Origin of the sequence: Microbulbifer sp. A4B17, assembly GCF_003076275.1 — a bacterium.
Lineage (GTDB): Bacteria > Pseudomonadota > Gammaproteobacteria > Pseudomonadales > Cellvibrionaceae > Microbulbifer.
On the sequence record NZ_CP029064.1, the window covers coordinates 1288560 to 1303310 of the forward strand.

At 42.0% G+C, this 14751-nt stretch carries 12 protein-coding genes; 2 read left to right on the forward strand and 10 right to left on the reverse strand.

What is annotated here, in order from left to right; genetic code table 11:
* Positions 1 to 287: 287 nt before the first annotated feature.
* Together BTJ40_RS05695 and BTJ40_RS05700 are read right to left on the reverse strand one after the other, a co-directional pair.
* Positions 288 to 968, reverse strand: a complete 681-nt coding sequence (locus tag BTJ40_RS05695; protein WP_108732177.1) for a DUF6629 family protein — start codon at positions 966 to 968, stop codon at positions 288 to 290.
* Positions 969 to 2225: 1257 nt separating this feature from the next.
* Entirely contained in the window at positions 2226 to 3278 is a 1053-nt protein-coding gene (locus BTJ40_RS05700; protein ID WP_157953908.1) for a hypothetical protein, read from the reverse strand.
* Positions 3279 to 4032: 754 nt separating this feature from the next.
* On the opposite strand from BTJ40_RS05700, the gene BTJ40_RS05705 reads away from it, so the two are divergent.
* A complete protein-coding gene (locus BTJ40_RS05705) occupies positions 4033 to 4974 on the forward strand; it encodes an IS110 family transposase (RefSeq protein ID WP_108732179.1) in 942 nt (313 codons plus the stop codon).
* A 682-nt stretch (positions 4975 to 5656) separates the two neighbouring features.
* Here BTJ40_RS05705 and BTJ40_RS05710 read toward each other — a convergent pair.
* The 4 genes from BTJ40_RS05710 to BTJ40_RS05725 all read right to left on the reverse strand — a co-directional run bounded on the left by BTJ40_RS05710 (position 5657) and on the right by BTJ40_RS05725 (position 8271).
* A complete protein-coding gene (locus BTJ40_RS05710; RefSeq protein ID WP_108732180.1) occupies positions 5657 to 6139 on the reverse strand; it encodes a hypothetical protein in 483 nt (160 codons plus the stop codon).
* Positions 6140 to 6254: 115 nt separating this feature from the next.
* The gene (locus tag BTJ40_RS05715) at positions 6255 to 6557 is read right to left on the reverse strand and encodes a hypothetical protein (protein ID WP_108732181.1); all 303 of its coding nucleotides are present in this window, start codon (positions 6555 to 6557) and stop codon (positions 6255 to 6257) included.
* Positions 6547 to 6708, reverse strand: a complete 162-nt coding sequence (locus BTJ40_RS22190) for a hypothetical protein (protein WP_157953909.1) — start codon at positions 6706 to 6708, stop codon at positions 6547 to 6549. Before BTJ40_RS22190 ends, BTJ40_RS05715 begins: the two co-directional genes overlap by 11 nt.
* A 1251-nt stretch (positions 6709 to 7959) precedes the next feature.
* A complete protein-coding gene (locus BTJ40_RS05725) occupies positions 7960 to 8271 on the reverse strand; it encodes a hypothetical protein (RefSeq protein WP_108732183.1) in 312 nt (103 codons plus the stop codon).
* Between the two features lie 1732 nt (positions 8272 to 10003).
* Between BTJ40_RS05725 and rho the strand changes: the two genes are divergently transcribed.
* The gene (gene rho, locus BTJ40_RS05730; RefSeq protein WP_108732184.1) at positions 10004 to 10942 is read left to right on the forward strand and encodes a transcription termination factor Rho; all 939 of its coding nucleotides are present in this window, start codon (positions 10004 to 10006) and stop codon (positions 10940 to 10942) included.
* Between the two features lie 745 nt (positions 10943 to 11687).
* On the opposite strand, the gene BTJ40_RS05740 is transcribed toward rho, so the two are convergent.
* The 4 genes from BTJ40_RS05740 to BTJ40_RS05755 form a co-directional block, all read right to left on the reverse strand.
* Positions 11688 to 12545, reverse strand: a complete 858-nt coding sequence (locus BTJ40_RS05740; RefSeq protein ID WP_108732186.1) for a PA4780 family RIO1-like protein kinase — start codon at positions 12543 to 12545, stop codon at positions 11688 to 11690.
* 548 nt (positions 12546 to 13093) lie between these two features.
* Positions 13094 to 13435: a hypothetical protein gene (locus tag BTJ40_RS05745; RefSeq protein WP_108732187.1), complete on the reverse strand. Its 342-nt coding sequence runs from the start codon at positions 13433 to 13435 to the stop codon at positions 13094 to 13096.
* A gap of 104 nt (positions 13436 to 13539) precedes the next feature.
* Positions 13540 to 13875: a hypothetical protein gene (locus BTJ40_RS05750; protein WP_108732188.1), complete on the reverse strand. Its 336-nt coding sequence runs from the start codon at positions 13873 to 13875 to the stop codon at positions 13540 to 13542.
* A gap of 55 nt (positions 13876 to 13930) precedes the next feature.
* Positions 13931 to 14446, reverse strand: coding sequence for a hypothetical protein (locus tag BTJ40_RS05755; RefSeq protein ID WP_108732189.1), 516 nt, complete (start codon positions 14444 to 14446; stop codon positions 13931 to 13933).
* Between the last annotated feature and the right edge of the window lie 305 nt (positions 14447 to 14751).

The window sequence follows — 14751 nt, forward strand, 5'->3', positions numbered from 1 at the left end:
AGCTGTTGATGACTCGGAGGTTAAGTGTGCCAAAAGGTTGGGAGGAGAGAGGGGAGATTTGGTAGGCAGTCTGAAAATAGATAGTTGATGTTTGTCCGCTGGAATTGGCGCTAGTTTTGAATTTGGGTAAAGATTGCTATCTGAGAGGTCTTAGGGTTTAAAACTTAAACTGGTTCTTGAACCTTGAACTATGGATATCCAACATGAATATGTTTAATAATACTTGCTGACTATGGAATAATTATATCACTCCTAACACTGTGGCTAAATTAGCTTTACAGTTGTAATCATGAATCTTGTTTTTTCATCTTTGCTTTATAATCATTTATTAATAGAAAATAAATCCATAAGGTCGATAATGCAGCAAAGAAACACCAGGTTGATACCCATGTTTCACGCTGAGTGAAGTAGACGATAACACCAAGTAGCATGACAAGTGCCCAAAACTTTCTAAAAATTCTATTGCTCGATAATAAAAATAAAAAGCCGAGTAAAGAATAAATAATATGTCCTGCTGTAATGGCGAACAAGCTGTAATCGGACGTGATATAGCATAGGCTATGCCCGCATACACTCGTTTTTAGTAAGTGTCTTGGTCCCGTTTCTAATAGGATAGGTGCCCAAAGATATAAACCAAAGACAAAACCTATGACAATTAATGTAATAAAAAAAACTTTTTTCCATTTTTTTGTCTCAAGGCTAAAGGCTACGATTGGTATCCAGGTGAGCCAAAAAAATAGGGCAAAAAACAAATAAAAAATAGAAGCTGTTGTCGTCAGTAAAGTAAAATTTTCGTTGTACCCAATCCATACCACCCCTTCACTCGCTTGCTGTAGTGCAAAAAGGAGAGGAGTAATTGCGAGTAATAAATAGGTTTTATCATTTTTTATAGCATGTGTTGTACACAAAGCACCGCCGACTAGAAGTAGGGTTGCTGATCCGAACGATGCTGTGGCTGAAAAACACATAACGGTTTTCTCTATATGTAAAATATAGCAATTTAAGCCAGATTCTTATAGCTTAATGCACAATCTAACAATAGCATTAACTCAAAAAATAAGTTGGAATTCGATAAGTTATACTAAGCTTTTAAATTTTTCTTTGAATACTATGTCAAGCTCAAAGTCTTCAGTTAACCTTGCGAGTGAAGTTTAAAAAACCAATAAAGATATATCGAGTTTGCCTAGGGAAATCGATACTTATACAGATAAAGCCTATGTCTACTGGGAGAAACATGTCATTTTGATGCCATTGGGTCAGTTTCGCTCTTTATTCAGTTATCAACGCTGGCCAGCTTTTTGAACCATGTATTGTGGGTGCCCTTTGCATATCAGAGTAGTAATGCCCCCACTAAATTAAATGTAATTGGGGGATTATTCTTGTCGATACTCTCTGGTCATTCACGTTACGCGCATTAATAGGGGATCACCAATGATGCTATAACAAAGGAATTATTGGGCATGATTAAGCCCGTCGCGCCTTAACCAGGCTGGTAGAAAAACCGCTAAAGATTGATTGCAGCAACATTTGCATGAGAAGTATTGTCCCCTATTAACGACACTTTCTAATTTAAATTTTTATGTCAAGGTTAACCCCATCTGCGGTAAACAATAACTAGCGTCAAAGATTATATCCCTCGTAAACCTGAGGATCACGTATCATACTGGTCACGCTTTAAGGTCGCGAATATGCGACTCTTTTCGGATGTTAGAGTTAAGGTGGCCAATGAAGGCCATTCGAGTCACAATTTGTCTGAATTATTCGCCATATTCGAACGACTGAACGTTCAGAATGGTCTCGTTTTTTCCGTGATGATTGAACTTGGACTAACAAAGGGGTCATGCAGAAACTTGAGCAAATGGGTATGTCTTATCTGTTTAATCTGAAAAAATATAACTAAGTGAATAGGCTTATTAACCAAGAGCATGGCCGAGGGCATTGGTGTCAGGTTAAACATGGTTGGGAGTCTAAAGATGCCAATATTTACTTATTGAGTTGGAGTTACTTTCGGCGAGTGATATTAGTCCGGCGTCGGTTATACAATGATAATATCGTTGCCTTAAAGCATGGTATCAATCAATAATACGTACTTCGCTGAATACTTTCTTTTCTCCTACCCTATTCAAAAGGTAGGCGTCTACTCAATGAGGGAAACTGCCCCACTAAAAGTATTTTTACGAAGCATCCAATGACTTGTAATAGCTTTAACCGCCTTAAAAAGATAACTAATTTTCCGTGCCCGTTTCAGTTAGCTCTGTTAAATAAACAAAAGTATTCTCTAATCCAGCCTCTTTATGTTCTAAAGCTTCTTGTGCAGCAGGGTTTAAGAAAGCATTTAAAAAGGCATCACGGCTGGCGTAGCGCACAATCATAATCTTTTCCCAGTCGATAGTATCTTCAGTCAAAACAATATCAACATCCATTGAATAGGATGGGCCGCTATTGTAAGAAAAAAGTATTAGTCCAATGGTTTCACCATAGATGCTATTAGCTTCTTCGCCGGTTAGTTCTGTTTCTCGACCGTCAGAATATTGTGCTGTTTCATAAAAGTCGATGAGGTTCATCATAAAAAATGGGTCGGGTGAATCGCTGACAATCATATCGATCATGACATCTATATTTGTGTAAAGGGATACCGCTTCGCCGCTATCATCTAATACGCCTAAGCTGAGAAGTAGTTCAATGGCTTCATCTTCATCAAGATTATCCAGGCTTGGGTCAGAGAAGGAACCGGAAGGTTCAAACGGAAGATTCCCAGGTGTTCCTAATATCCAAGTCTGATCAGTTGAAGCTTCATACAGCGTATTAATAGAGGTTGTAAAATTGTCTGAATTAATAGCTTCTAATAGTGCATTAATATTCGGAAATTCGGCGATACGAATCGCGCTAAATTCCCTTTCAGCGAACATGGTTGCAGCTACTGTGCTCATAAAGACAGTGCTTCCACCTACGCTAGACCATACTGATTCAATCGAGCTTTCGTAGTCGCTAAAACTATAGGCATCACTAACTGCGATAAGCTGCACAAGAGCCAATGTGTTCGACGTATCCTCATATTCCAATAACGCCTGCATTGTTTCTTCGCTAAAGCGGCCTTGAGCATCGCCAAATTGCGCAAGCAACGATTCACTTGCTGTTGTGGTATCCTTGGATGTGTCATTGCTATCAGAACCACTATTATCGCAGCCCAGAGCCAAACATATACATGTGAGAGCGAAGCACTTTATAAGTGTCTTATTAGCAGTGTTTAAAGAGCTTTTTTTATAGTACCTTTCCATAAATTAACCACCCCATGAAGTATATTCTGTAGTTTGACTTAATCAAGCAATTAAGATCCTTATTAAGCATACTAATGAAAATAACAATGATTCATAACCTAAGACAGTTTGAATGGTATCAATGGTGTTTTTTTGCGTATGAAAGGTGATGGAGCGTATTATGTGATATCGAATAATAATCGCTTTAAGAGAGTAGTGGGTAGATTACTATCTAAATTAATCGAGTCTGCACTTATTGATTTAGGTATAAGCAAATACTTAAATTTAGAAAGAATTTCACTTATTAGTAACTATAATAGCGCTTCTGGCTGAAGGGATCTTACACCAATAACAACGTCTTGTTACGTTTTGATCGATGGCTACTGAGGCTTAAACACATACTCGATATGAGTAAACTAAGGCAGAATAACCAAATATTACCTGAAACCTTTTTTGTGCGAAACCGAGAGCAAAGCGAACCGCACAAAACGTGCATAATATTAGGTCTCCCGCGGAGACCCGAAAGGGCGAAGCAAGCTGCTTGCGCTTGTATGGTTGTTCTTGATCAATTCTGATGTTGAAAATCCTTTTCGCTAACGGGTAAATTGAGACCCACCTTCGGCGGCCACCGAAGGCCTTGTTTATCACAGTTCGCTGCCTGGCCGGTGCGTAAAAGACCGATAACAAGTATGAACGTGATAAGCACTCACTAGGCATAACTCGAATAGTCATGTGGGCCTCGAGCCCGAATAGCAAGGCGGAGATAGCTTATCTTATGGAACCTCAAGAGATCAATGTCGGTATCGATACCAGCAGTAAACAACTCGATATTTATGTGAGACCTACTGGCCAATTCTTTAGTGTTGCCAATGATAAAAATGGCATTAAGGATGCCATTAAACAGCTACAACCTCTTAAACCTCAAAGAGTGCTAATAGAGTCTACAGGAAGACTTGAATTAGAGTTTGTTTGCGCCGCAGAAAAAGCAGGGCTACCTATTGTTGTTTGCAACCCTTCGCAGATAAGAAGCTTCGCTAAATCCGCAGGGCGCCTCGCCAAAACTGACAAGCTAGATGCAATGGATATTGCACATTTTGGTGAGGCCATGAAGCCAAGGCTGTCGGTGCTAAAACCAGAAAAGCTTAGGGAGATCAGTGACTTACTGGCTGTAAGAAGTCAGTGCTTAGAGATGAGTACAATGCAAAAGAATCGGCTGCAGAGGATGCCTAAATCAGTGCACAAACCTATCCAGACCATTCTAAACACCATCAAGAAAGAGCTACAAGGTATCGACAAACAACTGGATAAACTGGTTAACAGTGTGTCTGAGTGGCGGCAAAGGCGCGACCTATTGTTGAGCGCTAAAGGAGTCGGAAATGTATTAGCCTATACGTTGATGAGCGAACTTCCAGAACTAGGAAAATTGAACCGTAAAGAAATCGCTGCACTTGTAGGTATCGCTCCGATGAACCGTGATAGTGGCAGCTTCCAGGGCAAACGATATATTCGAGGTGGAAGGCATCGTGTACGCACAGTTTTGTTTGTCTCCATCATGTCGGCCATACAACATCATCCTAAATTAAAGCCGATGTATAAGCGACTAGTCGACGCTGGTAAACCTAAAAAGGTCGCTCTGATTGCCTGTATGAGAAAGCAGATTACGATCCTGAATACGATGGTAAAGAATAACACCTACTGGGATGAAAGTATGGCTTAAAAACTTGACGAGCAACCATAGTCACTTTGTTATACATCTCTAGCTTACCGAACCCGGGAAAAATTCAATTAGACAACGCCTCTCTCTAGGATATAGCCATCCATGCAGGGAGTGAGCCATTAACAGACAACGAACAGAAGTACCGTATAAAGCTTAGCTTGGAGGCGAGGTGGCCAAGGACAAAGAAGCTATGTGATCTAATGAATAGAGTAAATAATACAGTTGTGTAGTGAAAGTTTACGTTCTTATCTGGGGAGATCAGGTTAGCTTGCAGCTGTGAAGCTGTCAGCGTGGCCGCTGACTCAAAAGTAGGCCCAACCCGCTAGCCTTCATAGCGTGGATAGAAAAAAATGGCGGGATACAGCTGTGCCTTGGTCAGTAATGGCCAAGGTTATTAAATGGAAGTCAGCCGACGGCATAGGCATAGTAGCCTAATGTCAAGATTAATACTTTGGATATGATGAAGGCCTGAACCCAAACTCCATGAATTAAAAGACAGGATTAGCCTATAGATATATTTCCAGTCAGCTATAAAGTTGAGGTAGCGTATTGCCAAGACTCTCGACGCAAATGAAAACCTGCTCGCCACTATTGTTGAGTAGAGGTTCATTACGGATAGGGCACGGCCCATTGCGGGTCCCACACGATAGGTGGTATGGGAGCGACAACTGGAAACTATCAGCTACCCGACTTCGGCATATTCAATCCAATATATCTGTTTATGTATATGTTGAGTTAGTTGTCTCATTTTGAATTCCGCATCAGACTTCCATTTATATTCACCAACTATAAATTCATTTGAATTGTCGTCTTGTCGAACTAATCTGTATGTTTGATGTTGGATTAATGGAGACTCCCATAACAGTAAACGCGATTCAACATCAAGAACTGACATGAACTCAGAGAGTGCCTCATAATCAGGGTTGGGATCGAATAACGAAAATACGAGAGTCTGATCATTATTGTCTAGTAAGAAACACTTTAAATAGAGCTGTTTTCCAGAATTCAAGGCCAATCGAGCACCTTTAGCTGGCCCCAACCCATCCTCCATATAGCTTTCAAAAGCTATATTCAATTTTTCTTCGAGTGTTTTCCATCCATAAGGAAGAAGAATGCTATCGTAGTAGTACCCGCGAACCCACTCTTTCTCTGAAATCTGCTTCATGGCTAATCGTACATAATGAGAGGACAACAACGGCTGCTGGAGCATAGCGTATACCGTCCCGGAAAGGGCCAAATACTCGTAGCAACCTGTTTATACTTGTTATGCACTTTTTAAATTACTCGTATTCACATATGCTTGATTGGTAATTAAAAAGACCACCATCATCGAGGCATGAGTCTATATCAATATTTTTAGATGCCCAATCCGTAACTAGTATTACTGAGATTAATATTATTACCCAAGCAATAAGCCCCAAAACAATACAGAAAGTACCATCTATATCTACTTTCTTAAAGGGGCGGCAAATTAGATATCCTAGACCTTTTATTAACACTTCAATAATGACTTCGAATAATATCCACCCAAGAAACCTAAATATAGCTCCGAAAATACCTATCCCAATTTCATCAATCAGCACTTTTATCCCTCAATGCATAACGCCTTGCCCACAGGCGGGCCGCGCAGAGGCGAGTCCGGCGCAGCTCTGCTGCACGATTGTGCGGCAACTTGGTACGCCCAGCATGGGCGTGGACTAATGGGGTGAAAGTCCCCTGTAGGAGGATCACCATTTAATGGGTTCCATTAAATGCTAACTACTAGCCAATGGCAACTGCAACATCGTGAGGCCTTGTGGGGAGGAAGCCGCTGGCAAAACTGCGGGCTGACGAACAGAAACATCCTATAAGGATTAGCTTGGAGACGAGGTGGTCAAGGACAACGAAGCCGGGTGATCTTACGGGTAGAGTAAATGATGCAGTTGTGTAGTGAAAGTTCACGCTCTTATCTGAGAAGATCTGGTTAGCTTGCTGCTGTGAAGTTTTCAGTGTGGCCGCTGACTCAAAAGTAGGTCCAATCCGCTAGTTACCGATTCTAGATACCCAATATCTGGCCTATGTAGACCTCAAACCGATCCGTGCCAATATCGCGAAGATGCCCCAAGAGTCTGATTACATTTCAATTCAACAGCGTATTTTTGTGGCAGCCCAAAAATCTACTTCCGTTTGTCGGCGCTGAGTGTTTGAATATGCTGAGAGGGCTACCCTTTAAGCTAGATCAGTATCTGGCGCTAGTAGATTGGGCTAGCCGACATTTAGCCCCCAAAAAGCGCGGTGCCACTTCTCAAAACACGCTCCCTATCCTTGAGCGGCTGGGCATCTCAGCCAAATATGGGCTCTATTACAATTGGAACTTTGAAAGCCGCTTTAAAAGCCTGATGGGATCAGCAGAGGCTGTGCGACAAGCCTGTATTCAACTCAATAAACGTTGGGTGCATGGCATAGGTAATTGCAAAGACTTCCATTCGGCAACACCCTACTAATTCTCTCCCAGCCTTCGATGCTATTCCTTCCGATTTAGCTAAAGTTACGCAATTAAACCTAAAGCATAATTTTCAGCATTTCACCTCGTCCGAACTAGACCAGGAGAAATGGTCGTTAAAGTGGAAGGTCTGTACTATTTCCGACGTCATCTTTTAAGCTATGGGTGTCCTAGTTTTGCTTCATCAAGGCTCACAATACTGAAGCTGTAAAGCCATTTAAATGAACAAAGCCCGCCGTTGAAACCATCCTTTTCGTAGAGCGTGCAAAACAATCGCTACAGAATTAACCGGATGGACTACTAGTGTTGCCTAACCCTCCACTACAGACCCACCAGACGGGTGACGTGGGCGGGTGTCTGCTAGTGGTCCATGTAACTTAAAGGGGGATATTTTAGTTTTTATACGTGTTTTTTGCTGGTTAAATTTTCAGCTAGAAAACTATTAGTTACATAATTAACCGCATGGACCACTAGAAACTACCAGCTACTCGAATTTGTATATTCTACTTCAAATATACACCAATTATTTTCCCAAAATCTCCATCATTAACACAACCATCAAATCGAATCATAACTTCTTTCTCAGCCATTTGAGCCGAAAGTAACATAGAAAAAACGGCATCATATTTTTCATGGGTTGTATACAAGACAAATCTATCTGTATTACAGTAACCCGACTGGTGATCTACGTAAGCATTACCGGTTTCACTAAAAATATGAAGGAATGATGGGACGGCATCACCTGTGTAAGCTGGTTCCGCTACTGTTGAGACTGCCAAAAAACAGGAAAAAATTATTGATATTGCATATTTCATTATTACTTCTCCAAGTACTATTTAGATTGCTGGGGTGGTAGAAAAACTTGCTCACCTTTTCACATTATAATCTTACATTAAAACAGCACATATTAAGTAGTGAAAACTAACTTAGGCTCACGCAGGATACTCATTTGTGCCTAATATTTAACCAGCCATCTGGGGGGAGGGTGAACTTCAACTTTCTACAGCTAGAAGACCCGCTAAGCTGTTCGCATTTTGTGCAAAATGGGGGCATTGCGGCAGCCCCCCCTTTTTTAAGTAGACGCAATCTTATATTTATCTTATTCGGTCATTCTTTCATATTCTCCTGGGCTTTTGAATCTAAGTGAAATATGTCTTCTTTTAATGATCCTATATACACATTGTCATTCATAAATACTGGTCGGTTCATACTCGGCTCAAAATCCAGCTCTTTGAGTTGGTTTTAGTATGTGTAGGCACCGTATCCAGCGCCGCAGTGGCTGTGAAGTATTAAATCTGATTCTATCTTTCTGGGACAGACGGCTATATTTAGCGTTGACAACGATAATTATACAGTTCGGGTATCTGAGAACTCCCAACCCAAAAATTTTTGGGAGTAAATATCAATAATCACAGCTAAATATTCCCACTGCCAATTGATTTTCAGACAGGTTACATCACCTGCCAATTGAGAGTCTGGTTTGGTCTGCATACCATGTTCTCTTTGTAAATATTCAACTTTAATACAAGGGTTCCGGACAAAGGGCGTCAACGATAGGTCTAATCCTACCTGCTAACGACGGACACCCTCTTAAGTGATAAACTACGTAACAGAGGGCTCCACGACAAAAGTAAAGACAATCCCCCAAAACTGATTGCAAGTAATACTCTGAAGAATACCGAAAAGACGTCCTAGTACTTGCAGCAAAGGTTGGTGTAAGCGACGCAGCCAAACAGCTCGATCTAAATGCATTTCAAATTTACGGCTGGCTTAGTAAAGCCAAGTTACACCAGCATCGAAGATGTGCCGAGAAAGAGCCGGCCACGGGATATGCCCGATTGAAATGCCAACTGGCGGAACAGACAGAGGAATTGTCCAGCTTCCAATCTGTGGGTACCTTAGTGTTGTAACGTCATTTAGACCCCAAAAAGTGCAATGTCATTTATCAAAAGACGACCCCTATCCTTGAACGGCTGGGTATCTCAGCCAAACACTGGCTCTATCTCAAGCGGATCTTTGAAAGCCTGGAGGCTTCAGCAGAGGCTGTACGACAAACCTGTATTCAGCTCAATAAACGCTGGGTACATGGCATAGGAGAGTGCCAGCGTTTCCTTTCGGCATCCCAGCCTTTCGATGCCATTCCTTCCGATTTGGCCAAGGTTACGCAATTTTCAAACCTAAAGTACAATTTTTCAGCATTCCACCTCGCTGTACACCAGACTCGGAGAAATAGCCGTTTACGTGGAAAGCCTGTACTATTTCCGATGTCATCGTTCAATCTGTGGGTGTCCTAGTATATACCTTCGGTCAGTAGCGATTATTCGTTTTTTTCAACCTTCTGGTTGGTGTTTCGATGGTTGCGGCTGACGATAATTGGTGTTCTCGGGTTTTAATAGGACTATTTGTCTGCCTTGGGTTCGGAAAGGTAATCGCATAGCCGCAAGTTCTGGCTATAGTATTCAGTTTTGGGGAGTACTAATCTTTTGTCCATCCATCGACAATCATTAATAACCTTCCAGGTCTCGATTGATTTGTAAAGAGCATGTTATGTCCAGAAAAATATTATCCTTAAAGGTAAAGAGAAATACGGAGCCTAAGAAGTCTGATAAAAAGCTAGAGAATATTTCTGATCCAAAGAAACGGTTCTTAAATGGAGTAGCTATTAATCCATCTGAGCCTATTCGCCTTGAGTCAGGTTCTCAGCAACTTACGGCAAGGGCGTTGGACTTGATTACGCCAATTGGTAAGGGGCAACGAGGCTTGATTGTGGCTCCACCGGGCTGTGGCAAAACCACTATCCTGAAACATATTTGCCAGGCAGTGGGGGAGGCTTACCCCGAAATAAAGCTGTACGCTTTGCTTATTGATGAAAGGCCAGAGGAGGTTACCGACTTTAAGCGAAGTGTACCAGCCGAAGTTTATGCGTCCTCTTCTGATCATAGCTATGAAGAGCATGTGAGAGTAGCTAATGAACTCCATGGTAGGGCCTGTAAGGAAGCCGGTGAAGGCCAGGATGTGATGATCGTGGTTGACTCGTTGACAAGGCTTTCACGGGTACATAATGCGCGGCAGAGTGGTAGGGGGCATACAATGTCTGGCGGGATAGATGCCAGGGCTATGGAGGTACCCAGAAAGCTGTTTGGTGCTGCGAGGAAGATTGAAGGTGGTGGCTCACTTACGATTCTGGCAACGATACTCGTGGATACCGGAAGCCGAATGGACCAGGTGATATTTGAGGAGTTTAAGGGTACGGGAAATATGGAGGTAGTATTGTCAAAGGAAGTTGCGAGACAGCGAATTTTCCCTGCCTTGGATATTGCTAAAAGCAGTACTCGCCGTGAAGAAATCCTGTTCAACTCGAAAGATATTGCAACGATAAGAGCTTTACGAAGAACGCTTGCTAGCCTAAAGCCTGTAGATGGTACTAAGAAACTTATTGAACTCCTTGAAAAGTACCCGACAAATGCGGAGTTACTTGACCATTAATTTTTAAGTTAAGTTTAAGGGTAGTATTTAGCCGCTTAGCATTTTTGGAGTTAGTTGCTTAGCGACCGAGTCCTTATTAGGACAGCCGTTATTTAGTCGAGGGCTTTACACTTCAATTCTCTGGTGTGTTTTTACAAGATATTTCTCAGTGAGGGGCTAAGTGGAAATGTGGCCTTAATATGCCGAAAGGGTTGCCCTTTCAGCAGGTTCACTATTTGGCGCTAGTAGACTGGAGTGGCCGGCATTTAGCCCCCAAAAGCGCGGTGCCATTTCTCAAAAGGCGCTCCTTATCCTTGAGCGGCTGGGCATCTCAGCAAAACACTGGCTCTATCTCAGTTGGAACCTTGAAAGCTGCTTTAAAGGTTTGGTGGGATTAGTGGAGACGGTGAAGCAAGCTTGCATCCAACTCGATAAACGCTGGGTACACGGAATAGGGATTGCCGGCGTTTCCTCTCAGCCACACCCTGCTAATCTACTCCTACCCCAAATACTCTATAACACGATTACCACTCTTTTATCCAAAATAGCATTTCCAAAAATCTGCATATCAATTCCCAGAACTTAATCTCTCTTACCTATAAATCAAAGGGTAGGAGCCCCTAGAAAGAGAGCTTGCTCTACAGTTCACAGCATCCTCCAGCCTTTGGGTGTCCTAATGTGTGTGTGCACTAATTTGCGCAATAGGGTAATAAACAATACCCGCAGCAACCAATAAGATTACTAAACCGGGTGCTTTCATCTAAATTTATGCATCTTCTGAAGATTCACGTATGCGCTCTTTTCGTTCCAGTTCCTCTTGCATCACCACTTTGATTTCTTCTAGCACGGCGTCGACATCGGCGCTGTCATCGTCATCATCAAACTTGCCGCTGAGCGTTGAGCTAGTCGTTAAGTTACCCTCTTCAAACAGTGCCCACATTTCCTTGGCGTATTGAGTCTGTAATAAAGAGGGGGCAAATCTGCCATAATAACGACGCATATTGTCGACGTCGCGAGTGAACATTTCTTGTGCACTGTTATTGGCAGCGGCATTAACAGCTTGGGGTAAATCGATAATCACAGGGCTGGAATCATCTACTAGCACGTTAAATTCGGATAAATCACCATGTACAATTCCCTCGTGAAGCATGAGCATGATGTAATGAATCATTAATGCATGATCTTGAATTGCTTGCTCTTCTGACATTGTCACATCGCCAAGCCGCGGTGCGACATTGCCTGCTTCGTCGGTGATTAACTCCATCAATAATACACCGTCAACACAACCAAAAGTCTTGGGAACTCGTACATGAGCGCGTGCTAAACGGGATAAAGCATCAACTTCGGCATTTTGCCAAATCTCTTCCTGCTGTTGGCGGCCATAATTCGACCGTTTTTGCATGGCACGTGCTTGACGACCACTGCGAACTTTACGCCCTTCTTGGTATTGTGCGGCCTTTTTAAAATTGCGCTTAGTTGCGTCTTTATAGACTTTGGCGCAACGAATTTCGTCACGACAACGGACAATAAATATATCGGCTTCTTTGCCGCTCATTAGGCGGCTGATAACTTCATCGATTAAGCCATCATCGATGAGAGGCTGTAGACGTTTGGGAGTTTTCACTAGATACCAGCTTCGAGTGTTCGGCAATTAATCATATATGCTATTGACATATTTCCATGTGTATTTGAGGCAAGAAATCTAATCCTGCTTATGGATAAAGAGCGATTATGGGGCCCTATAATGCTCGCGTAAAGGATGGGGGCAATAAGAATCGCACTTGACATGTTATGAACAATGCGGTGAAAGCCCCCAGTAGGAAGATCACCGTTTAATGACCTCTAACTACCAGCGAATAGCAATTGCAATACTATAAGGTTTTGTGGGGAGGAAGCCGCGAGCCAAACTATGAGTTGGCGAACAGAAACATCCTATAAGGCGTAGTCAGGAGGCCAGGGGCGCCGGAGCCACGTGATCTAATGGATAGGGTTAATGATGCAGCTGATTTGTGAACTTTTATACTCTTATCTTGGGGAATATGTGTAATTTGTTTCAGTGATTCCGCCAGCGTGGCTACTGGCTGGTAAGTAGGTCCAACCGGTTAGCATTCATGACCCGCATGATGGGTGGTGTGGGGCCGGTAGCTAAAAACTACCGGCTACTCGATTTAGCTATTTGCTTCGTGTCCACCCTTTGTTTTTAAAGCACTCAATCGACTCTTTTTCTAGTGCTTGATATTCACTCCAATACTCTGGCTCTGCTTGACTTCCGCTTCTTATTCGCGCTAATGAATCTTCTACCACCTTGGAAATAACTTTACTTCGATCAGTATATAAGGTCCCATCCATTGTAATTCCTTTACTATATGCCTTAACTCCACAGGAATCTCTATCCGACGAGACAATCGGACTGTTCCCATCAAGCTTTCCGTATTCAGGATGTTCCCAATATGTTTTTTGGGTCGCGCATGAGATTAAAGTTAAGCTAGATATTATTGCAAAGAAATATTTCATCTCGTTGATTTCTTGTCCTTGTTGATAACTAATGCAAAGCTTTACGGACGCCGAAGCAACCCGTAGGTTTTCCGTAAGAACTTTTTGTTATTATTCTACTTTGATTAATTAACATACTCCAACCATTCATTACAAAATATACTTTCAACGGCCATTTCTAACTGAAATATCTGAGGGTCAATCAGGTCGCCTCTAAATGTTGCACCTTTATCAATCCATGCTGAGTACTCAATATATGGATAGTGGCCTATACAGTACAAGGCGTACGACAACTCTTTGCTCAAACTGCCTGAATTTTTTAGGTTTTGAAATAGTGAATGCAGGTCAGACAGTAGTTGTTCTATATATTCCTTTCCTGGATCTTCACCCATTCTGGCCAATACCGGCAACCCTTTTTCACCTAATCCCGCGTTTATAATTCTTTCTTTAATCTCTTTCATATTTGGAAGTCATAACGCCCTAAGCAATACACAGAAGGTCCAGTGCATTGCTTTGTCAGTTTTTTGAATCGCAAAATGATAGTTTGTCACGTAAAACCAAATCAATAATCCCATTAGGATCTGAAGAAAGCTCGACGATTGATTGTTTGTTATCGCCGATTGGTATTCGATGGCACGGATTAGACTGGATTTGATCGTTTTTCCGATAAAGAAAATACAGTTGAACTGAACCCAATTCAACAGGTATCGATGAGTCATTAAATGTAAATCGATCCCCTATTTCAAAAGTACCCTTGATTGAATTCAATACCAAAAAAGTTGAGTCGATACCTCGATTCAGATCTTGTAATCTCTCCCACGCTGGAGAGTCACGCCACTCAATGGGCTTTGAGTTATATGAGCTAATTTCATGTGTTAGATCTGCGTACGCGATGCGGCCTGAGATTTTCTTGGCAATAACAATGTCAGTGGCATTATTCAAATCAAAGCTTAAATCCTTATGATCATATTCAAACGAAATGGCTCGCTGAGAATAAAGGATGACTAATAAGGTTAGATATATAACTTTCATTGATCGAAGCCTGATGGAAACTAACGCCTTGCTCAGTCGCCGCCGGAACGGAGCTGCTTTGTGCTAGCGTAAGCGTACAGTACAAAGCGAGCGGAGTGTAGGCGGTCAGATACAGAAATTTGTTAAATTTTGGTTAGTTTACTTGGTTCTATATACGGGCTGAGGGTTGGATTCAAAGAATAATAGAATTCTATTGTCTCCTTCAATAACTAAGTATTCACCTTGCAGGCACCCCGAAATTGTACCCTTAGGAATAGAGAGTTTATAGCCTTTAGGGTGATCAGTAAGGGCGAATACTTCCGTTT

Excerpts from the sequence above, each read along its gene's own strand:
- BTJ40_RS05700 (WP_157953908.1), bottom strand. The coding sequence starts at position 3,278 with ATGGAAAGGTACTATAAAAAAAGCTCTTTAAACACTGCTAATAAGACA.
- BTJ40_RS05745 (WP_108732187.1), bottom strand. The coding sequence starts at position 13,435 with ATGAAATATTTCTTTGCAATAATATCTAGCTTAACTTTAATCTCATGC.
- BTJ40_RS05705 (WP_108732179.1), top strand. The coding sequence starts at position 4,033 with ATGGAACCTCAAGAGATCAATGTCGGTATCGATACCAGCAGTAAACAA.
- rho (WP_108732184.1), top strand. The coding sequence starts at position 10,004 with ATGTCCAGAAAAATATTATCCTTAAAGGTAAAGAGAAATACGGAGCCT.
- BTJ40_RS22190 (WP_157953909.1), bottom strand. The coding sequence starts at position 6,708 with ATGGTGATCCTCCTACAGGGGACTTTCACCCCATTAGTCCACGCCCAT.
- BTJ40_RS05755 (WP_108732189.1), bottom strand. The coding sequence starts at position 14,446 with ATGAAAGTTATATATCTAACCTTATTAGTCATCCTTTATTCTCAGCGA.
- BTJ40_RS05750 (WP_108732188.1), bottom strand. The coding sequence starts at position 13,875 with ATGAAAGAGATTAAAGAAAGAATTATAAACGCGGGATTAGGTGAAAAA.
- BTJ40_RS05710 (WP_108732180.1), bottom strand. The coding sequence starts at position 6,139 with ATGAAGCAGATTTCAGAGAAAGAGTGGGTTCGCGGGTACTACTACGAT.
- BTJ40_RS05695 (WP_108732177.1), bottom strand. The coding sequence starts at position 968 with ATGTGTTTTTCAGCCACAGCATCGTTCGGATCAGCAACCCTACTTCTA.
- BTJ40_RS05725 (WP_108732183.1), bottom strand. The coding sequence starts at position 8,271 with ATGAAATATGCAATATCAATAATTTTTTCCTGTTTTTTGGCAGTCTCA.